15 protein-coding genes and 1 riboswitch are annotated in these 22,239 nt (G+C 70.1%); of the genes, 7 read left to right on the top strand and 8 right to left on the bottom strand.

From position 1 onward, the window contains the following. Positions 1-53 precede the first annotated feature (53 nt). The 3 genes from trhA to PDM28_RS14290 all read right to left on the bottom strand — a co-directional run bounded on the left by trhA (position 54) and on the right by PDM28_RS14290 (position 3,351). Positions 54-686, bottom strand: a complete 633-nt coding sequence (gene trhA / locus PDM28_RS14300) for a PAQR family membrane homeostasis protein TrhA (protein ID WP_425507605.1) — start codon at positions 684-686, stop codon at positions 54-56. Positions 687-780: 94 nt separating this feature from the next. Next, positions 781-2,385, bottom strand: coding sequence for a peptide chain release factor 3 (locus PDM28_RS14295; protein WP_070209206.1), 1,605 nt, complete (start codon positions 2,383-2,385; stop codon positions 781-783). Positions 2,386-2,460: 75 nt separating this feature from the next. Further along, positions 2,461-3,351: a M23 family metallopeptidase gene (locus PDM28_RS14290; RefSeq protein ID WP_311182541.1), complete on the bottom strand. Its 891-nt coding sequence runs from the start codon at positions 3,349-3,351 to the stop codon at positions 2,461-2,463. Between the two features lie 105 nt (positions 3,352-3,456). Continuing rightward, positions 3,457-3,576: riboswitch (SAM riboswitch) on the top strand. A 78-nt stretch (positions 3,577-3,654) separates the two neighbouring features. On the opposite strand from PDM28_RS14290, the gene metX reads away from it, so the two are divergent. Genes metX through PDM28_RS14275 form a run of 3 tightly spaced genes read left to right on the top strand, consistent with a single transcriptional unit; the run spans position 3,655 to position 6,991 of the window. Then, on the top strand, positions 3,655-4,683 hold the full coding sequence (metX, locus tag PDM28_RS14285) for a homoserine O-succinyltransferase MetX (RefSeq protein WP_311182539.1): 1,029 nt from the start codon (positions 3,655-3,657) through the stop codon (positions 4,681-4,683). After that, complete coding sequence (locus tag PDM28_RS14280) at positions 4,680-5,924, top strand: O-succinylhomoserine (thiol)-lyase (protein WP_102945379.1); 1,245 nt, start codon at positions 4,680-4,682, stop codon at positions 5,922-5,924. The genes metX and PDM28_RS14280 overlap by 4 nt, the downstream gene beginning before the upstream one ends. Then, positions 5,921-6,991, top strand: coding sequence for a homoserine dehydrogenase family protein (locus PDM28_RS14275; protein ID WP_311182538.1), 1,071 nt, complete (start codon positions 5,921-5,923; stop codon positions 6,989-6,991). The genes PDM28_RS14280 and PDM28_RS14275 overlap by 4 nt, the downstream gene beginning before the upstream one ends. Before the next feature lie 37 nt (positions 6,992-7,028). Here the strand turns inward: PDM28_RS14275 and PDM28_RS14270 are convergent, their stop codons facing one another. Both PDM28_RS14270 and PDM28_RS14265 read right to left on the bottom strand, forming a co-directional pair. Beyond that, entirely contained in the window at positions 7,029-8,021 is a 993-nt protein-coding gene (locus tag PDM28_RS14270) for an alpha/beta fold hydrolase (RefSeq protein WP_311182537.1), read from the bottom strand. Positions 8,022-8,069: 48 nt separating this feature from the next. After that, positions 8,070-9,452, bottom strand: a complete 1,383-nt coding sequence (locus tag PDM28_RS14265) for an L-serine ammonia-lyase (RefSeq protein ID WP_311182535.1) — start codon at positions 9,450-9,452, stop codon at positions 8,070-8,072. A 98-nt stretch (positions 9,453-9,550) separates the two neighbouring features. Between PDM28_RS14265 and PDM28_RS14260 the strand changes: the two genes are divergently transcribed. Next, entirely contained in the window at positions 9,551-9,769 is a 219-nt protein-coding gene (locus PDM28_RS14260) for a glutaredoxin family protein (RefSeq protein ID WP_311184700.1), read from the top strand. Between the two features lie 77 nt (positions 9,770-9,846). On the opposite strand, the gene PDM28_RS14255 is transcribed toward PDM28_RS14260, so the two are convergent. The 3 genes from PDM28_RS14255 to PDM28_RS14245 are packed head-to-tail and all read right to left on the bottom strand — an operon-like array spanning position 9,847 to position 11,674. Beyond that, positions 9,847-10,419 (bottom strand): YceI family protein, encoded by a 573-nt coding sequence (locus PDM28_RS14255; RefSeq protein WP_311182533.1) that lies wholly within the window; start codon positions 10,417-10,419, stop codon positions 9,847-9,849. Between the two features lie 2 nt (positions 10,420-10,421). Further along, positions 10,422-10,994 carry a cytochrome b gene (locus PDM28_RS14250; RefSeq protein WP_311182532.1) on the bottom strand — a complete coding sequence of 191 codons (573 nt, stop codon included), beginning with the start codon at positions 10,992-10,994 and terminating at the stop codon, positions 10,422-10,424. After that, a complete protein-coding gene (locus PDM28_RS14245) occupies positions 10,991-11,674 on the bottom strand; it encodes a YceI family protein (protein ID WP_311182530.1) in 684 nt (227 codons plus the stop codon). The genes PDM28_RS14250 and PDM28_RS14245 overlap by 4 nt, the downstream gene beginning before the upstream one ends. 141 nt (positions 11,675-11,815) lie before the next feature. Here PDM28_RS14245 and PDM28_RS14240 point away from each other — a divergent pair, with 141 nt between their 5' ends. The 3 genes from PDM28_RS14240 to PDM28_RS14230 all read left to right on the top strand — a co-directional run bounded on the left by PDM28_RS14240 (position 11,816) and on the right by PDM28_RS14230 (position 22,223). Beyond that, positions 11,816-15,394 (top strand): hybrid sensor histidine kinase/response regulator, encoded by a 3,579-nt coding sequence (locus tag PDM28_RS14240; RefSeq protein WP_311182529.1) that lies wholly within the window; start codon positions 11,816-11,818, stop codon positions 15,392-15,394. A gap of 137 nt (positions 15,395-15,531) precedes the next feature. Then, positions 15,532-19,026 (top strand): ATP-binding protein, encoded by a 3,495-nt coding sequence (locus tag PDM28_RS14235; protein ID WP_311182528.1) that lies wholly within the window; start codon positions 15,532-15,534, stop codon positions 19,024-19,026. Further along, positions 19,023-22,223 (top strand): hybrid sensor histidine kinase/response regulator, encoded by a 3,201-nt coding sequence (locus tag PDM28_RS14230; protein ID WP_311182527.1) that lies wholly within the window; start codon positions 19,023-19,025, stop codon positions 22,221-22,223. Before PDM28_RS14235 ends, PDM28_RS14230 begins: the two co-directional genes overlap by 4 nt. Positions 22,224-22,239 lie beyond the last annotated feature (16 nt).

Below are 22,239 nucleotides of genomic sequence, written 5' to 3'. Positions count from 1 at the left end.
GCCCATCGTGCACACAACGCGAAGCAGACGTAAGCGTCGTGTCAGCGTAGCCGTTACAGCACCTGTGCCGTCACCGCTACGAAGTGGCAGACAGAGCCGCCGATGACGAACAAGTGCCAGATCGCGTGCGAATACGGGATCGACTCGCGGTGGTAGAAGTAGGTGCCCAGCGTGTACGACAGCCCGCCGGCGAACAGCCAGCCCAGCGTCCAGCCGTCGATCGATGACCACATCGGCTTGATCGCCACGATCACCATCCAGCCCATCGCGATATAGATGATCGTCGAGAGCAGCTTGAAGCGGCCGGTGTAGAACAGCTTGAACACCACCCCGAACAGGGCCAGCGCCCAGATCGCGGCGAACAATCCCCAGCCCCACGGACCGCGCAGTCCAATCAGGGTGAACGGGGTGTAGGTGCCGGCGATCAGCAGGTAGATCGCGCAGTGGTCGAACACCTTCAGCCGGCCCTTGGCGACCGGGTGCTGGATGGCGTGGTACAGCGTGGAAGCCGTATAGAGCAGCAGCAGCGCCACCCCGAACACGATGGCGCTGGCCAGCTGCCAGGCGTCGCCATAGATGGCCGCCAGGGTAATCAGGACCGCGCTGCCGGCCAGCGCGGCAACGGCGCCGAGCCCGTGGGTCAGGGCGCTGGCGATTTCTTCACGTACGGAAGCAACAGAGGTCATGGCGATGATCGTCGCGCGGGGTGGGGGAGCCCGCTCCCCCCCTATCATCGCCGCGATGGCGCGCGCGTGCACGCGCCACCGCCGGTGCACCCGGTCAGCCGACCGAAATGCTGTGCGCCGCCTCGCGGGTGGCGGCGAAGCGCACGTCCGGCGCGCGCTCCTGGGCCAGCTGCAGGTTGACCCGGGTCGGGGCCAGGTAGACCAGGTGGCCGGCCGCGTCGATGCTGAGGTTGTTCGCGTTCTTCTCGCGGAACTCTTCCAGCTTCTTCTCGTTGCTGCAGGTCACCCAGCGCGCCGTGGTCACGCTGACCGGCTCGAACACCGCTTCCACGCCGTACTCGTCCTTGAGCCGGTACGCCGCCACGTCGAACTGCAGCACGCCGACCGCGCCCAGGATCAGGTCGTTGCTCATCAGCGGGCGGAAGAACTGGGTGGCGCCTTCCTCGGACAGCTGGGCCAGGCCCTTCTGCAGCTGCTTGAGCTTGAGCGGGTCGCGCAGGCGCGCGCGGCGGAACAGCTCCGGCGCGAAGTTCGGAATGCCGGTGAAGCTCACCGCTTCGCCTTCGGTGAAGGTGTCGCCGATGGAGATGGTGCCGTGGTTGTGGATGCCGATCACATCGCCCGGCCACGCTTCGGCCGCGATCTCACGGTCGCTGGCCATGAAGGTCAGCGCATTGGCCAGCTTCATGTCCTTGCCGCTGCGCACGTGGAAGGTCTTCATGCCGGCGGTGAAACGGCCCGAGCAGACCCGCATGAAGGCCACGCGGTCGCGGTGCTGCGGGTCCATGTTGGCCTGGATCTTGAACACGAAGCCGGTCAGCTTGTTTTCCTGCGGCGCGATCACCCGCCCGGTGGTTTCGCGCGGCTGCGGCGGCGGCGCGTGCTCGACGAAGAAGTCCAGCAGCGGCTGCACGCCGAAGTTGTTCACGCCCGAGCCGAAGAACACCGGGGTCTGCTTGCCGGCGCGGTAGGCCTCCAGGTCGAACGGATGGCTGGCGCCCTGCACCAGTTCCAGTTCGTCGCGCAGGTCGGCCAGCATGCGCTCGCCGATCTTCTCGGCCAGCCCCGGCGAGTCGATCGACGGGAAGATGGTCGAGTCCTGTCGGGTGAAGTTGCGGCCCTGCTCGTACAGGTGCACTTCGCCGGAGATCAGGTGCACCACGCCCTTCAGGCGCTGGCCCATGCCGATCGGCCAGGTCACCGGCGCACACTGGATGCCGAGCACGCTTTCCACCTCGTCGAGCAGGTCGATCGGCTCCTTGCCTTCGCGGTCGAGCTTGTTGATGAAGGTCATGATCGGGGTGTCGCGCAGGCGGCACACTTCCATCAGCTTGATGGTGCGCTCTTCCACGCCCTTGGCCACGTCGATCACCATCAGCGCCGAGTCCACCGCGGTCAGCACGCGGTAGGTGTCCTCGCCGAAGTCGGCGTGGCCGGGGGTGTCGAGCAGGTTGACGATCTTGCCTTCGTACGGGAACTGCATCACCGACGAGGTGACCGAGATGCCGCGTTCCTTTTCCAGCGCCATCCAGTCGGAGGTGGCGTGGCGGGCGGCCTTGCGGCCCTTCACCGAGCCGGCCATCTGGATCGCACCGCCGAACAGCAGCAGCTTTTCGGTCAGCGTGGTCTTGCCGGCGTCAGGGTGGGAGATGATGGCAAAGGTGCGGCGGCGCGCAGCTTCGGTGGCGACTTCGGACATGGCGGCACGCGCCCGCCCGGGGCGCTATTCAAAGAGACAAGCCCATCAGTATACCGGGCTGCCCGCCTCGGCGGGTCAGGGCGTGGCCGCCTGGCCGGCATCGCCCTGTTCACGGGCGAAGTGCAGCTCGCCCTGTGGGGCCACGATCCGGGCCGGGATCGAGCGCAGCTGCATGCCGACATTGGCCTGGACCACGAAATGCAGGTGCGGGGCGGTACTGAAGCCGGTGTTGCCGGACACGCCGATGCGCTGGCCGGCCTCCACCCGCTGGCCGCTGCGCACCAGCACCCCGTTCTCGCGCAGGTGGGCGTACACCGCCATGCTGCCGTCTTCGTGCAGGATCCGGATGAAGTTGGCGCGCTCACGGTCGCGCAGCGGGTCCTGGCCGTTGCCGCTGAAATTGCCCTGGACCTGCATCACCTTGCCGGCGCGGGCGGCCAGTACCGGCGTGCCTTCGGGCAGGGCGAAGTCCACCGCGTCGCGGTTTTCGGCGTCGCCATGGCTGAAACGGCCCTGCGGCGCCTGGGTGACCTGAAAGCGCCTGGCATCGAACGGCAACCGGTAGGCCACGTCCTGCGGCCGTGCGGACGGGTCGCCGGGCACGGCGTCGAGCAGCAGGTCCAGCCGCTGGGCGTCCGGAGGCAGCTGCAGCCGGGCCACCACCCTGTTGGCCGAGCTTGGCAGCACGGTCTGCAGGGGCAGGCCGGGCAGCGCGGGGGCACCGGCGCCCGGGCGCAGGGCCACCTGGACCGGGCCGGCCAGGTGGTTTTCGACCCGGGCCTGCCACTGCGGGGCGCCGCCCTCCAGCGTCAGCGAGGCCACCGGGCCGGCTACCGTTCCCTGCGCCGTCGCATCGGCCGTGGGCACCAGGCCCCAACCCGTGCGCCAGCTGGCCGCCGGGCTGGCGCCGGCTGCAACGGTCACCAGCGGGCACAACAGCAGCGGCAGCAGCAGGATCCGGCGCATGTTCGATCTTCACGGAAAGGTCGGCGGACTCTACATGAGGAAATGCAATATCGCTTCATGCGGATGAAAGGATTGACATCGGCCGAAAGGGCTGGCATCGTGGCTCCACCATCGAGACCGGCAGAGGGACAGGCCCTTTGAAGCCGGGGCAGCCCGCAGGCGCGCAAGCGACCTGCGTAGGTGCCAAATCCTGCGGGGACCGTGGCGTCCACCGAAAGATGGTTCGAACCGTGCACGCACCGTGCGCTTCGAACGCGAGCTCCGCGAAAGCTCGATGGCCGTTTTCCTCCTCGGGATACCGCCATGAGTTTCGCCACCGCTGCTGTTGCCACCGAATCCTTCGCCCCCCTGAGCATTCCGGTCGATGCCGGGCGCAGCGCCGTGCGCGGCGAGATCGCCGCGGTGCTGTCGATGCGCCACGGCGGTGCACGTCCGGTGCGCCTGCGCTACGAACTGGTCGGCCGCGCCGGCGCGCCGGTGGTGGTGCTGGCCGGTGGCATCTCCGCGCATCGCCACGTGGCCGCCAATGCCGAGTTCCCCGAGAAGGGCTGGGCCGAAGGCCTGGTCGCGGCGGGCCGCACGCTGGATCCGGCCGTGCGCCAGGTGCTGGCCTTCGACTTCATCGGCGCCGACGGTGCGCTCGACCTGCCGATCGACACTGCCGACCAGGCCGACGCGCTGGCGTTGTTGCTGGATCATCTTGGCATTGCCCGGCTGCAGAGCTTCGTCGGCTATTCCTACGGTGCGCTGGTGGGGCAGCAGTTCGCGGTGCGCCACCCGCAGCGCCTGGCCCGCCTGGTCGCGGTGAGCGGCGCGCACCGCCCGCATCCGTATGCCGCCGCCTGGCGCGCGCTGCAGCGTCGCGCGGTTGCCCTCGGTCAGCTGCAGTGCGCCGAGCACCATGGCCTCGCGCTGGCGCGGCAGTTCGCCATGCTCAGCTACCGCACCCCGGAAGAGTTCGGTGAGCGCTTCGACGCGCCGCCGGAAGTGGTCAATGGCCGGGTGCGCGTGGCTGCCGAAGATTACCTGGACGCCGCCGGTGCGCAGTACGTCGCGCGCACGCCGGTGGAGGCCTACCTGCGCCTGTCCGAGTCCATCGACCTGCACCGCGTCGACCCCGCCGCGATCGGCGTGCCGACCGTGGTGGTCGCCGTGGAGGGCGACCGCCTGGTGCCGCTGGCCGACCTGGTCGGCCTGGTCGAGGGACTGGGCCCGCGCGGCAGCCTGCGCGTACTGCGCTCGCCGTATGGCCACGACGCCTTCCTCAAAGAAACCGATCGCATCGACGCGATCCTCGCCACTGCATTTCGTACCCCGGGAGAAAACGCATGAGCCAGTCCGCCGGTTCCGAACCGTCCTGTAGCCGTGTCACCGCCGCCGTGCGCGCCGGGATCGACCGCGATACCGCGCACGGGGCGGTGACCCCGCCGATCGTGCTGTCGTCGAATTTCAGCTTCGACGGCTTCGGCAACAAGCGCCAGTACGACTACACGCGCAGCGGCAACCCCACCCGCGACCTGCTCGGCGAAGCGCTGGCCGAACTGGAAGGCGGCGCCGGCGGCGTCATCACCTCCACCGGCATGGGCGCGATCAACCTGGTGCTCAATGCGCTGCTGCAGCCGGGCGATACCCTGGTGGTGCCGCACGACGCCTACGGCGGCAGCTGGCGCCTGTTCAACGCACTGGCGAAGAAGGGCCACTTCACCCTGGTCACCGCCGACCTGACCGATCCGCGTTCGCTGGCCGAGGCGCTGGCGCAGTCGCCGACCCTGGTGCTGGTGGAAACCCCGTCCAACCCGCTGCTGCGCATCACCGACCTGCGCTTCGTGATCGACGCCGCGCACCGCGCGGGCGCCAAGGTGGTGGTCGACAACACCTTCCTCTCGCCGGCGCTGCAGCAGCCGATTGCCTTCGGCGCCGACGTGGTGCTGCACTCCACCACCAAGTACATCAACGGCCACAGCGACGTAGTGGGGGGCGCGGTGATCGCGCGTGACCCGGCGTTGCACGAGCAGTTGGTGTGGTGGGCCAATGCGCTCGGCCTGACCGGTTCGCCGTTCGACGCGTTCCTGACCCTGCGCGGCCTGCGCACGCTGGGCGCGCGCCTGCGCGCGCACCAGGAGAACACTGCCGACATCGTGCAGCTGCTGGCGGCCAGTGACGCCGTCGCGCAGGTCTATTACCCGGGACTGGCCGACCACCCGGGCCATGCGATCGCCGCGCGCCAGCAGAGCGGTTTCGGCGCGATGCTGTCGTTCGAACTGGCCTCGTGCCCCGGCGACGACCCGCACGCGGCGGTACGTGCCTTTGTCGACGGACTGCGCTGCTTCACCCTGGCCGAGTCGCTGGGCGGCGTGGAAAGCCTGGTCGCGCACCCGGCCACCATGACCCATGCAGCCATGACCGCCGAAGCGCGCGCGCATGCCGGCATCAGCGAAGGGCTGCTGCGCCTGTCGGTGGGCATCGAAGCCTCCGAAGACCTGGTGGCCGACCTGCAGGCCGGGCTGGAACGTGCCCAGGCGGTGATCGACCGCCAGGTGCAGCTGGCCGAACGCAAACGGGTGGATGCATGAGCGCGGTGCTGCCGTTCGCACGGCCGGCGTCGCGCCGCCTGGCGTTGCTGGGAACCGGGACCGTGGGGACCGCGTTTGTACAGCGCTACCAGTCGCTGCAGTCGCGCGGCATCGACCTGCCGCAGTTCTCCTGGCTGGCCAACTCACGCACCGCACGCGCCTGCGGGCAGCAGCCGGCGCAGGCCCTGCAGCACGCCAACGACGCGGCACGCGACGTACCGGTGCTGCAGCCCTGGGCCGAAGCCGAAGGCCTGCAGCGCGGCGACGTGGTGGTCGACGCCACCGCCAGCGATGACGTGGCCAACTGGCATGAACAGTGGCTGGCGCGTGGCGTGCACGTGGTCACCGCCAACAAGCTGGGGCAGGGCGCACAGCTGGCCCGCGCCCAGGCGATCACCGACAGCGGCCAGGGCGGCGGCGCCCATTACGGCGACAGCGCCACCGTGGGCGCCGGCCTGCCGCTGTTGAGCAGCCTGCGTGGGCTGGTCGCCGGCGGCGACCGCATCCATCGGGTCGAAGGCGTGCTGTCCGGTTCGCTGGCGTGGCTGTTCCACCATTACGACGGCCAGCGTCCGTTCTCGGACTGGGTGCGCGAGGCCGCGGCGGCGGGTTACACCGAACCGGATCCGCGCGTGGACCTGTCCGGCGAAGACGTGCGCCGCAAGCTGCTGATCCTGGCCCGCGCCAGCGGCATCGCGCTGCGCGCCGAGCAGGTGCAGGTCACGTCGCTCGTGCCTGCCGCCTTGGCCGCGTTGCCGACGGCTGCTGCAATCGAGCAGCTGTCGTTGCTCGACGCGCCGTTGCACGCGCAATGGGAACAGGCACGCGAGCAGGGCGGTTGCCTGCGTTTCATCGGCGGCTTCGATGCCGAGGGTGCCACGGTCGGCCTGCGCATCATCCCGCGCGACCATCCCCTGGCCGGCGGCGCCCAGACCGACAACCGCGTCGCCATCCACAGCGACCGTTACAACGCCCAACCGTTGTTGATCCAGGGGCCCGGTGCAGGCGCGGACATCACCGCGGCCGCGCTTCTCGACGATGTGCTGACCATCACCCGAGCCCGGTAGAGCCACGCAGGGCGTGGCTCTACCCACCCGACCCCCGTTATCTGAGCGCCTTCAACAACGTCGCATTGAACCGCTTCGGATCCTGCACCTGCGGCGAATGTCCCAGGTCGTCGAAGGTCACCAGCGTCGCACCGGGAATCGCGGCTGCAGCGGCCTTGCCCAGCGCGGGGTAGTCGCCCAGTGTGGCCTTCAATGCCGGCGGCGCCAGGTCGCGTCCGATCGCCGTGCGGTCCTTCTGCCCGATGAACAGGGTCGTCGGCACGCGCAGGTTCGGCAGTTCGTACACCACCGGCTGGTTGAACACCATGTCCGAGGTCAGCGCCTGGCTCCACGCCACCGCCTGCTTGCCGGTACCGGCGTACATGCCGGCCTGCATGCGCGCCCAGTGTTCGTATTCCGGGGTCCAGTCGCCGCCGTAGTACACGTCCAGCTGGTACTTCCTGATGCTGTCGAAGCTGGTCTTCAACTCGTTGGCATACCAGGCATCCACGCTGCGCCACGGCACGCCCTTGGCCTTCCAGTCTTCCAGCCCGATCGGATTGACCAGCGCCAGCGTGCGCAGCTGCTGCGGATACATCAGCGCGAATCGCGCGGCCAGCATGCCGCCCATGGAGTGGCCGACCAGGTTCACCTGGGTGCTGTCGAGATTCAAATGGGCCAGCAACGCTTCGGTATTGGCTGCCAACTGCCCGAACGAATACTGGTACCGCTCCGGCTTGCTGGACTTGCAGAAGCCCACCTGGTCCGGCGCGATCACCCGGTAACCGGCTGCGCTCAGCGCCGTGATCGCGTCGCGCCAGGTACCGGCGCAGAAATTCTTGCCATGCAGCAGCACCACCGTGCCGGCCATCGCGGCGCCCGTTGGCGCCACGTCCAGATAGGCCATTTCCAGCGGCTGGCGCTGCGACTCGAAGCGGAAGGTATTGACCGGCCAGCCGTAATCGAATCCCTGCAGGCGTTCGTCGTAGGTCTCGGCAGCGAACGAAGTCAGGGGCAGGCAGGCAAGCAGGGTGGCAGCCAGGATGCGCATGGCGGTCTCCAGTGGGGGAGACTGGAGCATAACCGCCCGCGCATTACATCAGCATTCGATGACGTTCACCGCCAGCCCACCGCGGCTGGTTTCCTTGTACTTGTCCTGCATGTCGCGGCCGGTGTCGCGCATGGTCTTGATGACCTTGTCCAGCGACACCTTGTGCTTGCCGTCACCACGCATCGCCATGCGCGACGCATTGATCGCCTTCACCGCACCCATTGCATTGCGCTCGATGCACGGAATCTGCACCAGCCCGCCGATCGGGTCGCAGGTCAGGCCCAGGTTGTGCTCCATGCCGATCTCGGCCGCATTCTCGATCTGGCTGGGGTTGCCTCCCAACGCCGCGACCAGCCCACCGGCTGCCATCGAACAGGCCACGCCCACCTCGCCCTGGCAGCCCACTTCCGCGCCCGAAATCGACGCGTTCTCCTTGTACAGGATGCCGATCGCCGCCGAGGTCAGCAGGAAATCGAACACGCGCTGTTCGTTCGCGCCCGGGCAGAACCGGTCGAAATAATGCAGCACCGCCGGCAGCACCCCGGCCGCTCCATTGGTCGGCGCGGTCACCACGCGACCACCGGCCGCGTTTTCCTCGTTCACCGCCAATGCGTACAGATTCACCCAGTCCAGCGTGGTCAGCGGGTCGCGCATCGCCGCTTCCGGCTTGGACGACAGCTCGCGGTACAGCGCCGGCGCGCGCCGCGACACATGGAGCCCACCCGGCAACGTACCTTCCTGGCGGATGCCACGGGTCACGCAGGCCTGCATGGCGTTCCAGATCTCGCGCAGCTGCTCGCGGATCTCGTCTTCGCTGCGCCAGCACTTCTCATTCTCGAACATCAGCTGCGCGATGCTCAGCCCGCTGCGCGCGGTCTGCGCCAGCAGCTCGTCGCCGCTCTTGAACGGGTAGGGCAGCGGGGTCTCATCCGGCACGATGCGGTCGTCGGCAGCATCGTCCTGGTTGACCACGAAGCCACCGCCCACCGAGTAATAATCACGCGTGGCGATCACCTGCTCCTGCGCGTCGTACGCAGTGAAGCGCATGCCATTGGTGTGGTACGGCAGCTTCTGGCGCTTGTTCAGGCCCAGCTCGCGCTTCTCGTCGAAGGCGATCTCATGGGTACCCATCAGCCGGATCCGCTTGGTGCTGCGGATGCGTTCCAGCGTATCGGGAATGATGTCCGGATCGATCATGTTCGGACGCTGGCCCTCCAGGCCCAGCAGCACCGCCTTGTCGGTCCCGTGGCCGCGCCCGGTCAGGGCCAGCGAACCGTACACATCCGCACGGATGCGCACCACGTCCTGCAGGCAGCCCGGGTCCAGCAGCCAGCGGTGCACGAAGCGTTCGGCAGCCTTCATCGGCCCTACGGTGTGCGAGGAGCTCGGGCCAATGCCGATCTTGAAAACGTCGAACGTGCTGACAGCCATGATTGCCAAACTGCGGGTATCGGATGGAGCGCTATTCTATGCTGTCCCCGGCGCGCGGCCTGGCTGCGGCGCAGCATTTTCCGACGATCTGGAGCCAAATGTTCATTCTTTACCAGCGCGACGACTGCCACCTCTGCGACCAGGCCCTGGCCGTACTGGCCCAGGCCCGGGTCAGGGGGCTGGAGACTGTGTTCATTGATGATGACGCGGACCTCGAATCCCAATATGGGGTCCGGGTCCCGGTACTCAGAGATGCGAAAGGCCGTGAGCTGGACTGGCCATTCGATACGGAGAAAGTGGCAGCCTTCACCGCGTAGTGCCGGCCGCCGGCCGGCTCCACGGGGTCCCGGGTCATGCGAGGAGCCGGCCGGCGGCCGGCACTACGCATCAGGGGTTACTTCGCCTGGAACTTCACCACCGTACTGATCGCAGTCTCGTTCGGAATGGTCTTGGTGTCCTTCCAATCACCTTCGCCCACACCGAAGTCGAGGCGCTTGACCGTAGCCTTGCCAGTCAGCACCGGATTCGCGCCCGGCTTCCACTCGAAGCTCAGGGTCACCGGCTTGCTCACCCCGCGCAGCTCCAGCGTGCCCTTGGCTTCGTACTTGCCCTCGGCAACCTTGGTGAAGCCCTTGGCGGTGTAACGCGCCTCGGCGAACTTGGCCACGTTGAAGAATTCCGCCCCCTGCAGGGTCGAATCACGGTCGCTGTTGCCGCTCTTTGCCCCGGCCAGCGGAATGGTCACGTCCAGCGAGCCCGCGGCCGGATTCGCCGGGTCGAAGCTCAGCCGGGTCGAAAAGCCCGGAAAGCTGCCCGTAAAGGTCTCGCCGTCGTACTTGGTGGCGAACGCCAGGTGCGAACCGGCGCCCGGCGCCTGCTCATAGTCGGCGGCCAGCACCGGCGCAGTGGCCATGAGGCCGGCCAGCGCAGCGGCTACGGCGGCGGGAGAGGTGAGCTTGATGGTCATCGTCAATCCTTCTGGGGGGAGGTGAGCCAGCCCTGCGGCAGCATGCGCGCCAGCGTGGCATCGCGTTGGAACAGATGGTGGTACAGCGCCGCGCCCGCGTGCGCGACCACGACCGCGATCAGCAGCCAGAAGCCCCACTCGTGGATCGCATGCGAAATCTCGGCCGCGCCCGGGTTCGGCGCCACCACCTTGGGCATCTCCACCAGCCCGAACCAGCGAAACGGGCGCAGCCCGCTGGCCGAATCGTAGATCCAGCCCGACAGCGGCAGCGCGAACATCAGCACATACAGCAGCCAATGCGTGGCCGACGCGATCCGCTCCTGCCAGCTCGGCGTACCCGGCACCGGTTCCGGCGCACCGGCGTAGACGCGCCAGCCCAGCCGCAGCGCCACCAGCGCCAGCACCGTGATGCCCAGCGACTTGTGCGCCGTGTATACCCAGAAATACTTCGGCGTACGCGGCAGCTCGCCCATGGTCAGCCCGACGATGCCCAGCAGCAGGATCAACAGCGCGATCAGCCAATGCAGGCCCTGGCTGACGTTGCCCCAGCGGTCGGAGGTGTTTCGGATGGTCATGGCGAGCGCGTCCCGGCTGGCGAAGGTGAAGTGTCCGAGTCATCGGTCGGCGCCGGAGTTCCCGGCTCTTCGACGGACGGTGTGTCCTGCGGATCGGCGGCCGAACGATCACGTACCGCTTCCGCCTCGATCCGCAGCTGCACCTCATCGCCGATCATCGATGGCCACGCATCCACGCCAAACGCACTGCGGCTGAGCGTGGTCGTCGCCGAGAAGCCCGCCGTGCGGCGGAACGGCGGCATCGGGTGGCGCTTGACCGCATTGAGCGTCACCTCCAGCGTGACCTCGCGGGTCACCCCATGCAGGGTCAGCTCGCCGATCACCCGGGCATGCGTAGGATCGACCGGTTCAATGCGGTTCGACACGAAGCGTGCCTCGGGAAACCGCTCTGCATCCAGCAGGTTGCGCGCCAGCGCCGCCGTGTTCCATTTGTCGTCGCCCAGGTCCAGGCGCTGCAACGGCACGCTGACCGACAGCGTCGCGCTGCGCCAGTCGTCCGGGTCGAACGCCAGCGTGCCCTCACTGCCGGACACCGTACCCAGCGCCTGCGAGAAGCCCGCATGCTCCACCGCGAACAGCACCCGCGTGTGCACCGGGTCGAGCCGGTAGGTCTCGGGCGCGGCGGACGCTACCCACGGGGTCGCGCACAGTAGCAGGGCAAGGGTCAGGCGATGGATCACGGCCGGCTCCGTTCAGGGCTGGGCCGATCATACGCGCTGCCCCGTGATGCCCGGCAGCTCCATGGCTGCAACAGATCGTGGCGCCCCCAGGCGCGCAGTACCGCCCGCTGTGTGACAATCGCCGCCTACAGGGAGAACTCGATGGCGTTGAGCGCGCGCGGTTGGCGGGCAGGCATCGTGCTGCTGGTACTGGCCGCATGTGCCGTACCGTCGGCGTTGTGGGCCGCAGGGACATCGGCAGAAACACCGCGCATGCGCCGCTTCGGTGCCGCCGAAGGCATGCCGTCGCGCATGGTGCTGGCGCTCGCCCAGGACCGCCAGGGCTATATCTGGGCGGCCACCGACGATGGCCTGGCGCGGGTCGACGGGGTCGGCCTGCGGGTATGGCGCAATGAGCCGGATGATCCCGGCTCGCTGCCCAGCAATGAAATCGAAACGTTGCTGGTCGATCCGCTGGACCGCGTCTGGGTCGGCAGCAATGGCGGCGGCCTGAGCATGCTGGGACCGGACCGCAAGCACTTCGAGCAGTTCCCCGACATCAGCGTTCTGTGCGAGGGGCAGTTCTGGTCGCTCGCCTATGCCGGCAAGGCATTGTGGATAGGCACCAACGCGCATGGCATCTGCCGCCGCGACGAAGACGGCAGCCTGGTGCGGTACCGCGCCGACCCCGCCGATCCGGACAGCCTGCCCAGCGACACCATCTACAGCATGCTGTCCGACCCGCAGGGGCGGGTCTGGGTCGGCACTGGCAGCGGCGTCGCGCGCTGGAACGGCACCGGGTTCACCCGCATCGCCGCGGACGTGCTGGGCGACAAGAGCGTGTTCCGCCTGACCCGCGACCGCGACGGCACCGTGTGGGCCGGCACCCAGGGCGGCCTGTTCCGCATCGGCAGCGACGACAGCGTGCGCCCGGCGCCCTGGACGCCCAGCGCCGACGTGCGCGCCGCGTCGGTCGTGCACGACCGCAACGGCGGCTACTGGCTCGGCACCGCCGACGGCCTGTACCGCGGCGACGAGCACCGCGTGCGCCTGCTCGCCGGCGATGCCGGCAGCGGCTTCCTCACCGAGCGCAGCGGCGTGCTGGACATGCTGCAGGACCATGAAGGCGGGCTGTGGTTCGCCATGCTGACCCAGGGACTGGCCTACCTGCCGCCGGACTGGAAGCGCTTCTCCACGTGGTACCAGCTCGACGGCAAGCCGCTGGACAGCGCCTACCTGCTCAGCGCCGCCGCGGCCGGCAACGACTATTACATTGCCGGCGCGCACGGCGTGTACCTGCTCGACGCGGGCGGACACCTGCGCCAGATCGCAGCTGAAAAGCAGCTCGGCGTGGGTGCGGTGCGCTCGGTGCTGCCCCGTGCTGACGGCGCGCTCTGGCTGGGCCGCGCCGGGCGGCTGGGGCTGTACCAGCCGCGCAGCGGCCAGTTGCGTGAGTGGAAGATCGGCAGCGGTACCGACGTGCGCCAGCGCATCGAGCTGATCCGCCAGGCCCCGGATGGCGAGGTGTGGCTGGCGATCACCAACCTCGGCGTGCAACGCCGCGCCGCTGACGGCACGCTGCTCGACGAGATCCGCGTCGACGCCGACCGCGGCCTGGTCGACGTGCCGGTGGAACAGATGCTGTTCGATCCGCGCGGCCAGCTCTGGATCATGGGCGACCTGGGGGAAATGGGGCTGCTGCGCTGGCAGGACGATCGCTTCCAACGGGTCCCGGGCGTCGCCCCGGGGAACATCCATGACATGGTCTGGATCAGCCCGGACGAAGCCTGGCTGGCGCGCAAGGGCGGCCTGGAGCGCTACCGCTGGGATGGCCTGTCCATGACCCTGCGCGAGCGCGTCGGCGCCGGCCAGGGCATGCCGCCGGTGTCGATCGGCGGCCTGGCGTTGGGCCGGGACGGACAGGTCTGGGCGACCACGCCGCGCGGCCTGGTGAGCTGGCATCCGCGCGAGCGCCGGCTGCGCGTGTATGGCGAGCGCGACGGCCTGCCGGACATCGAGTTCAGTGGGCGCCCACCGGTGATGGGGACCGACGGTCGCGTGCTGGCGGTGACCGCCACCGGGCTGGTGGCGTTCGACCCGAACGCACCGGACCTGGCGCTGCCTCCCTCGCAGCTGGTCATCGACAACATCCAGGTGCGCCGCGACGACGCCGAGGGCCAGCAGTCGCTGCCGGTCAACGCGCCGCTGCTGCTCGGCCCTGACGACCGCGACCTGATCATCTCCGCGCGGCTGCTGTCCTATGCGAGCCCGATGGGCAACCGCTACCGCTACCGCGTGTCCGGGTATGACCAGAACTGGGTGATGCAGAACGCTGACGGCGAACGCCTGCTGTCGCGATTGCCTTCCGGCGAGTACGCCATCGACGTGCAGGCGGCCACGCCGCATGGCGACTGGACGTCGTCGCGCACCATCAGTGTGCGCGTGCAGCCGCCGTGGTGGCGCAGCAGCTGGGCGATCCTGGGCTACGTCATGCTGGGGCTGCTGCTGGTGGCCGCGGTGGCCGCCTTCGCCCGCGCGCGCCTGCGCCGGCGCCAGCAATGGCAGCTGACCGTACACAAGCAGCAGATCGCCGAGCAGGCCTCGCAGGCCAAGAGCCGCTTCCTGGCCACGCTGGGCCATGAGGTCCGTACGCCCATGACCGGCGTGCTGGGCATGAGCGAGCTGCTGCTGGCGACGCCGCTGGACGAACTGCAGCGCGGGTATGCGGCCTCGATCCAGCATGCCGGCGCCCACCTGCTGCGGCTGGTCAACGACGCGCTCGACCTGGCGCGCATTGAAGCGGGGCGCCTGGAGCTGGACATCCGGCCGTTCGACCTGGTTTCGATGCTGGCCCAGGTCGATGCGTTGATGGAGCCGATGGCGCACCACCGGGGGCTGGCCTACGAACGCAGCTTCACCCTGCCGGGCGCGGTCCAGCTCAGTGGCGACGAGATGCGCGTCCGCCAGATCCTGATGAACCTGCTCGGCAACGCGATCAAGTTCACCGAACACGGCCATGTCGGGCTTGGCATCGAGCTGGTCGAACACGGCAATGGCGTCGTCTTCGAGGTCTCCGACACCGGCCCGGGCATCAACCGCGACCAGCAGGAACGCCTGTTCCATCGTTTCGAACAGGCCGACGGTCCGCGGACGGCCTCGCGCTATGGCGGCAGCGGCCTGGGTCTTGCGATCTGCCAGGAACTGGCGGTGGCGATGGGCGGCCGGATCGAGATCGACAGCCAGCCCGGACAGGGCGCGCGCTTCTCCGTGCACCTGCCGCTGCCGTGGTGCCAGCGCCCTGGCGCAGGATCGCCGGCGGTCCCCGATGGCAGCCCGGTGGTCCTGCCGCCGCTGCGGATCCTGCTGGTGGAGGACGACGCGACCGTGGCCGAGGTGATCGCCGGCCTGCTGCGCGCGCGCGGCCACGCGGTCGTGCACGCGTTGCACGGCCTGGCCGCGTTGTCGGAAGTGGCCGCCGGTCGTTTCGACGTAGGCCTGCTCGATCTCGACCTGCCCGCGCTGGACGGCATCGCCATTGCCGGGCAGCTACGGGCGATGGGCTACGCGCTGCCGTTGATCGCGGTGACTGCGCGCTCGGATGCGTACGCCGAACAGCAGGTGTTGGCGGCCGGCTTCGACGGCTTCCTGCGCAAGCCGGTGACCGGCGACCTGCTGGTCTCGGCGATCGCCCAGGCCTGCGCGAAGCGTCGCGGAACGCCGGATGCGACGATCTCGCCATAGGCAACGCAATTTGAAAACGCGAAATCCATTCAAAACTTGATTCGCCCGAGTGTGACGCCGTTACAGGTCCGGCGCTGCGCGCGGCCGATGAACGCTCTACCGTTGCAGCAATGAGAACGATCACGCTGCGCTGAACGGTGACGCTTCCGCGCGCAACCCTGCATGCCCGGGCCATCGTGGTGCTGTTGGCCTGCCTGCTTGCCTGGCCGGTGGCGGGCAACCCGACCGTGGTGCAGATTCCGGCGCCACGCCTGCTTGGCATTCCCGACGGGCTTCACGATCCCCAGGTGCGGGCCATCGCAGAGGATGCCTCCGGCTACCTGTGGCTGGCCGGCAGCGATGGCCTGATGCGATTCGACGGACAGCGCTTCCGCCAGTGGCGGCGCGAGGAAGGCCTGCCGGACGTGGACCTGCGCGCGATCCACGTCGACGCGCGCGACCGGTTGTGGCTCGGCACCGCCAACCAGGGGCTGGTGATGATGGGCAGTGATCGCAGCGGCTTCCAGCGGATGTCGGCATCGGCCCCGCTTGCGCTGCGGCAGGGCCATCTGCGGCAGGTCAGCAGCAGCGGCGATGGCCGGGTCTGGGCCATCGGCAGCGACCAGCAGCTCCATGCGCTGTCTCCACGCGATGGGCAATGGCAGCGTTACCCGCTGCCGGGTGCGACGGTGATCGCGCTGGTGCGCGACAGTACCGGCACGCTGTGGGCCGCCCAGCCTGCGGCGTTGTGGCGCTGGCAGGGTGCGCATTTCGCGCGCGTCGCCCTGCCGGGTTCCGCTGCAGCGCCGATCAAGTCACTGTGGGCTGATCCGCAGGGTGGCATCGAAGTGACCACGGCGCGGGGCAGCTGGGCGGTCGGGGCGGCCACCCGAGCGCGCCGCCTCGAGCCCGGCGACCGCAGCGTGCTGCGCAGTACCGATGGAACCCTGTGGCAGCACGGCGAACGCGGCCTGCAACGGCGCGACGCCGGCCGCGTGCTGCCGGTGTCGCTGGTACTGCCGCCGGGCGCCGCACCGGGTCCGGTGGTGATCCGCCAGGCCTGGGAAGACCGTGGCGGCGACCTGTGGTGGGTCAGCGAACGCCACGGGCTGTGGTGGCTGTCGGGGCGCTGGCGGCAGTTCACCGCATTGCCCGCTGTCGCCGACGGCACACCGGGCATCGGCAGTCACTACGCGCTGGCCCTGGCGGCGTCGGGTCCGCACCACGCCTGGGTGGCCGGCAGCCGCGGGCGCCTGCAGCACCTGGACCTGCGTACCGGCCACGGCCGCGATGTCGGTGCGTACCCGCACGCCGGGGTGACCGCGCTGCCGGTCGGCCTGGATGAGGACGCGCGTGGCCGGGTCTGGCTGGCCAGTGCGGACCGTCTGCTGCGCTACGACCCGCAGCAGGGACAGCGTCGGACATGGCCACTCGGCCTGCACGCGCCGCAAGGTGCGCTGTCGCTGCAGGTGTGCGCGCAGGAGCAGGTGTGGCTGGCCCACCCACAGGCGATCCAGCAGTGGTCGCCAGGCGGTGAGCGGCTGCGTCACCTCGCGCCGCAGGCGGTGGGTCTGGCGAACGACCTGCCGCTGCGCCAGTTGCTGTGCACGCGCGACGGCGAACTGTGGGCCACCGATCCGGCCGGTGCGATGCGCTGGTCGCCCTCCCGCGAACGTTTTGAACCGGTACCGGGAGACGGCGTGGGCGCAAGCCTGGCGCTCGCCGAGGCCGACGATGGCACGCTGTGGATCAGCCGCGATGCCGCGCTGGAACAGTACCGCCGCGTGCACGGAAGGCTGCAGCGCCTGCGCCGGCTTGGCCCTGCAGAAGGCTACCCGCAGCTGCGCGCCGAAGCGCTGGTGGTGGGCGGCAACGGCGTGGCGTGGGCCGGCGCGGCGCGTGGACTGGTGCGGGTCGACCCGGGCCCGGGTGAGGTGACGGTGCTCGGCACCGCGCAGGGCCTGCCGGTGCAGGAAGTGCTGTCGCATCGCCTGCTGCGCACCGGTGCGGGCGCGGTCGTGGCGGGCATGCGCGAAGGCGGGCTGCTGGCCTTCGACCCGCGCGCGCTGCGCACGCCGGTGTCGCCCCCGGTACTGGTATTCGACGCGATGAGCCGGCGCCGCCATGGCCGGATCATCCAGGTACCGGTGTCGATGCAGCCGGTGATCCTGGGGACCGCCGACCGCAACGTGCGCGTGGCGGTCCGCCTGCTGGGCCGCGGCGACCCGGACCGCATCCACTACCGCTTCCGCCTGCTCGGCCAGGACCCGGGCTGGGTCGACACCGGACCGGTGGCGCAGCGCCTGTTTACCCGTCTGCCGGCCGGCGACCATACCCTGCTGGTGCAGGCCCGCCACGCCGGCGGACCCTGGTCGAGCGTACGCCAGTTGCCGTTGCGGGTGGTGCCGCGCTGGTGGGAAACAACCGTGGGGCGCAGCGTCGCCGGCATCGCCATCTGCCTGGTGGCGGTCGGGCTGTCGCGCCTGCATCAACAGCGGCAACGGCAACGCGCGCGCCGACGCCAGGCGCGTGCGCGCGAGCAGCGCGCAGAACAGGACTCGCTGCAGCGCAGCCGTTTCCTGGCCGAGCTTGGCAGCCAGGTGCGCGCGCCGCTGACGCCCGTGCTCGGCTGGAGCGAGCTGCTGCTGCAGTCACCGTTATCGCCCCTGCAACGCGAGCAGGTCGGCAGCCTGCAACAGGCGGGACATCATCTGCTGCAGCTGATGGATGATGCACTGGACCTGGCCGGCATCGAGTCCGGCCGCCTGCAGTTGCAGCCTGTTCCGTTCGTGCTGGCCGAGCTGATCCGCGAGCTGCACGCCCTGCTGCTGCCGGTGGCGCGGCGCAAGGCGCTGGCCCTGCACTGGAGCAGTGCGCTGGACCCGGACACCCGCTATCTCGGCGACGTGCAGCGTCTTCGCCAGATCCTGTTGAACCTGCTCGGCAATGCACTGAAGTTCACCGCGCACGGACAGGTGCGCCTGGCCGCGCGGCCGGCACCGGATGGCAATGGGGTGCTGCTGTGCGTGTCCGATACCGGACCGGGCATGACCCCGGCGCAGCTGCAGCGGCTGTTCCAGCGCTTCAGCCAGGTGGACGCGCCGGCGACCGGGGCATGCCATGGCGGCAGCGGCCTGGGCCTGGCCATCAGCCGGGAACTGGCCCAGGCCATGGGCGGCAGCCTGGTGGTGGACAGCCAGCGCGGGCGGGGCACGCAGTTCCAGTTGCTGCTCCCCTGGCACCCGCTTCCGCCGGGCGCGACAGTGGCGGCTACCGCCTGCGCGCCTGCTCCGGCAACCCCGTTGCGGATCATGCTGATGCTGTCGCCGGACGAGGCCGAGACCGTGGAGGTGGTCTGCGCGATGCTGCGCGCGCAGGGCCACAAGGTGGTGGGTGTGCGCAACGCGGATGCCTGGGTGCACGATGTGGACCCCGGACCGTGGGATCTGATCGTGGCCGATCCGGACCTGCTGGTCGCGGGCGGGCGGCTCAGTGCGCGCTTGCCCTGGCTGTGGCCGGGGGTGCGGCGGATGGCGCTGACCGCGCGCGCCGACGCCTGCGCCGAGCGCGATGCACGGGCTGGCGGTTTCGAGCGGTTCGCGCGGCTGCCGCTGACCGGTACGCGGTTGGCAGCAGCGCTGGAGGCGGCGTGATCGAGGCGATGCATTCGCGCCTGCGCTGCGTGGCCGTGCTGCTGGCCGTCCTGCTGTGTGCCGGCGTTGCGCGCGCGGCACCGCCCAATGCCGTGCGCTTCACCACCGCCGACGGGTTGCCGTCCAACGCGGTGCACCAGGTGGTGGAAGACCGCGTCGGCTATCTGTGGTTCGCAACCGACGATGGCCTGGCCCGGTTCGACGGTGAGCGATTCCGGATCTGGCGCCGGGAGCAGGGCCTGTCGGACAACCAGCTGCTCTCGATCGCGGTCGACAGCGACGACCAGCTGTGGATCGGCACGGCCCACGGACAGCTGATGCGGATGTCGGCCGACCGCAGCCACATCGTCCATTTCGACCGTACGCGTTACCCGGCATTGGCCAACGCGGCGATCGGCGTGCTGCTGCCCACGCCCGAAGGTGCGGTGTGGTTCGGCAGCCGCGACGCCGGCCTGTTCCGCCTGGGACCGGACCAACGCCTGCGCCAGTTCCTGCCCGCGCTGCGGGGCGATGGTCTTCCCGACCGGCGCGTGGACCACCTGGCACTGACCGCCGATGGCACGCTCTGGGTCGGCACGCCGCGCGGCCTGGTGCGCTGGCGCGAGGGTCGCTTCATTTCCGCCCCTGCGGTGTTGGCGGACGCACCGGTCAGTGCGTTGCTGGTGGATGCCGAAGGCGACCTCTGGGTGGGCAGTGCAGCGGGTCCGTGGCGCTGGACCCGCGCGGGCCGGCTGGATCCGGTGGATGCCAGTACCGGCACCCGCGCGCTGGGCCTGTCCCGTCGCGGTGGGCCGTGGCTGGGCGACGACGCGCAGGTATGGCGGCCCGGCGCGGAACCCGTGCCGGAGGTCGCGGTGGCGCCGCTGGGCAGCCCGGACCGGCCGCAGTTCCGCACGGCGATGGAGGACCGCCATGGCAGCGTCTGGTTGTTGGGCAGGCATCTGGGCGTCTGGCGCCTGCCGCCCCACTGGCAACACTTCCAGCCGATCGACCCGATGCCTGCAGGGGCGCCTGCGGCGAGCGGCGTGCTGTTGGACCCGGACCGGTCTCCGGTGCAGCTGGCCTGTGCGGACGGCAGTCGTTGGCGGCTCGATGCCGCCATCATTGAACGACATCCGCCCGACGGTGCCGCCCCGCAACGCTGGCGCTGGAACGCGCTGGAGAAGGCGCCGCCGAGCGGTCCCCTGGCGCTGCACTGCGATGGGGGCGCTGGCTTGTGGTGGGGCGGACGACATGGCCTGGCCCGCTGGCACGCAGGGCGCTTCCATCCGGTACCGGGTGTGGAAGGGGACGTTACCGCCCTGCATGGCGTCGATGCCGCGACGCTGTGGGTGGCCAGCCCCGAGCGGGTGAGTCGCTATCAGATCCAGGACGGCGTGGCCCGACCCGGCGTGCAGGTGGATGCCCGCCAGGGGCTGCCCGCAGTGCGCCTGGTATCGCTGGCCGCCGACGCGCACGGCGCGGTGTGGGCCAGCAGTGCGCGCGGCCTGCTGCGGCTGCGCCCGCGCGAAGGCCTGGTGCGGCTGTACACGCGCAGCGAAGGCGTGCCCGATGCGGTGATCAACGCGCAACTGCAACCTGCCGGTACGCAGATGCTGGCGGTGGACCGCCACGGCCGCGCGACGCGCTTCGACCCGATGGGCCTGGCGGCCCGTCGCAGCGAGCCGGCGCTGGTGGTCGAGCGGGTACAGCTGTATCGCGACGGCGCACTGCAGACGCTGCCGCCTGCGGCGGTGATCCCGCTGCGTCCCGGCGACCGCGACCTGCAGGTAAGCGTGCGCCTGCTGGGGGCGCCCGTGCATGCGCGCCAGCAGTACCGGTTCCGCGTGTGCGGACTGGATCGCGAATGGATCCGGGTGGGCCGCAGTGGCACCCGCGGTTTTGCGCGGGTGCCACCGGGCGAGCATCGCCTGGAGTTCCAGGCGCGGCTGGCCGATGGCAGTTGGTCGTCAACGCAGGCGCTGCTGCTGCAGGTCGAACGCAGCGGCTGGTACCACCCGGTGCTGGAAGGGGCACGGGTGGGCGCCGGCGTGCTGCTGGTCGGCGTCGGCGCCTGGGCGGCACTGCGCCGGGTCGCGCGCGGCCGGCGCGCGGATGCGTCCAGCCAACGTCTGGCCCTGACCCTGCGTTCGGCGCAGGCCAAGGCGCATTACCTGGCCACGCTCGGGCATGAAATCCGAACCCCGCTGACCGGGGTGCTGGGCATGAGCGAGCTGCTGCTGGCCTCGCCGCTGCATGCCGCGCAGCGACGTTCGCTGGAGCAGATCCGGGCCGGTGGCCAGGCCCTGCTGGCACGGGTCGACGCGGCGCTGGATGAAGCCCGCCTCGAGGCCGGCTGCGCGCCGCTGCAACCGATCGATTTCGACGTGGTGGCCGTGCACCGGCAGTGGCTCGCGCGGCAGGTGGTGGCCTCCTGCCGGCGCGGCACCGCGCTGGCGCTGTGCCTGCACGTGGAGGCGGGCGCGCGCGCGCACGGCGACCCACAGCGGCTGGCCCAGCTGATGGATACCGTGGGGCGCACCCTCGGCCGGCGGACCGGGGCAGGGCGGGTGGTGCTGCAGGTGGCCTGGCGGCTGGGACGCGACGGCCTGCTGCTGGCGTTCGATGCCGCCGGCCGCGTGGCGCCGCGTGGCGGGCGCGCGGCGGTCATGCCGACACCGTCGGCGGACGCGCTGTGCGCCGCGCTTGCCGCCGCCGAGCGGCTGGCCGGCGCGCTGGGTGGTGCGCTGCGCGTGCACGCGGCCGAAGGCAGGCAGTGGCGCGTGCAGGTAAGCCTGCCGATGCCGGCCGTGGCAGGGCACGAGGGGGGCGGCGGGGATACGGCCGCCGGCCGGGTGCTGCTGGTGGATGACGATCGCGCTGCCGCCGTCGCCGGTTGCGCGCTGCTGGGCGCCCAGGGCATGCAGGCCGTGCACGCGACCAATGCGCTGTCAGCGCTGACCGAACTGACCGGCGGCGGATTCGACGCGGTGCTGGTCGACACCGACCTGCCTGGCCTGGACGGCGTCGACCTGCTGGGCCTGCTGCGTGCCACGCACCCGGACACGCCGGTGCTGGCGATGTGCGGGCAGGCCCGCCCCGGGCTCGCCGGCCGGGTCCTCGCGGCGGGTGGCGGCGACCTGCTGCGCAAACCGGTCAGCGCCACTACGTTGCGCCAGGCCCTGCGCCGGACAGAACCGTTTACCATCCCGTCTTGATCGGGCCGATTGCGTC

It is taken from the genome of Stenotrophomonas aracearum (genome assembly GCF_031834615.1).
Lineage (GTDB): Bacteria > Pseudomonadota > Gammaproteobacteria > Xanthomonadales > Xanthomonadaceae > Stenotrophomonas > Stenotrophomonas aracearum.
The sequence above is the reverse complement of the archived record's forward strand: the minus strand, read 5'-3'. Positions and strand labels throughout refer to the sequence as shown.

Bases quoted from the DNA above. Each gene is read 5' to 3' on its own strand.
- trhA (WP_425507605.1), bottom strand. From the start codon at position 686: ATGACCTCTGTTGCTTCCGTACGTGAAGAAATCGCCAGCGCCCTGACC.
- PDM28_RS14295 (WP_070209206.1), bottom strand. From the start codon at position 2,385: ATGTCCGAAGTCGCCACCGAAGCTGCGCGCCGCCGCACCTTTGCCATC.
- PDM28_RS14290 (WP_311182541.1), bottom strand. From the start codon at position 3,351: ATGCGCCGGATCCTGCTGCTGCCGCTGCTGTTGTGCCCGCTGGTGACC.
- metX (WP_311182539.1), top strand. From the start codon at position 3,655: ATGAGTTTCGCCACCGCTGCTGTTGCCACCGAATCCTTCGCCCCCCTG.
- PDM28_RS14280 (WP_102945379.1), top strand. From the start codon at position 4,680: ATGAGCCAGTCCGCCGGTTCCGAACCGTCCTGTAGCCGTGTCACCGCC.
- PDM28_RS14275 (WP_311182538.1), top strand. From the start codon at position 5,921: ATGAGCGCGGTGCTGCCGTTCGCACGGCCGGCGTCGCGCCGCCTGGCG.
- PDM28_RS14270 (WP_311182537.1), bottom strand. From the start codon at position 8,021: ATGCGCATCCTGGCTGCCACCCTGCTTGCCTGCCTGCCCCTGACTTCG.
- PDM28_RS14265 (WP_311182535.1), bottom strand. From the start codon at position 9,452: ATGGCTGTCAGCACGTTCGACGTTTTCAAGATCGGCATTGGCCCGAGC.
- PDM28_RS14260 (WP_311184700.1), top strand. From the start codon at position 9,551: ATGTTCATTCTTTACCAGCGCGACGACTGCCACCTCTGCGACCAGGCC.
- PDM28_RS14255 (WP_311182533.1), bottom strand. From the start codon at position 10,419: ATGACCATCAAGCTCACCTCTCCCGCCGCCGTAGCCGCTGCGCTGGCC.
- PDM28_RS14250 (WP_311182532.1), bottom strand. From the start codon at position 10,994: ATGACCATCCGAAACACCTCCGACCGCTGGGGCAACGTCAGCCAGGGC.
- PDM28_RS14240 (WP_311182529.1), top strand. From the start codon at position 11,816: ATGGCGTTGAGCGCGCGCGGTTGGCGGGCAGGCATCGTGCTGCTGGTA.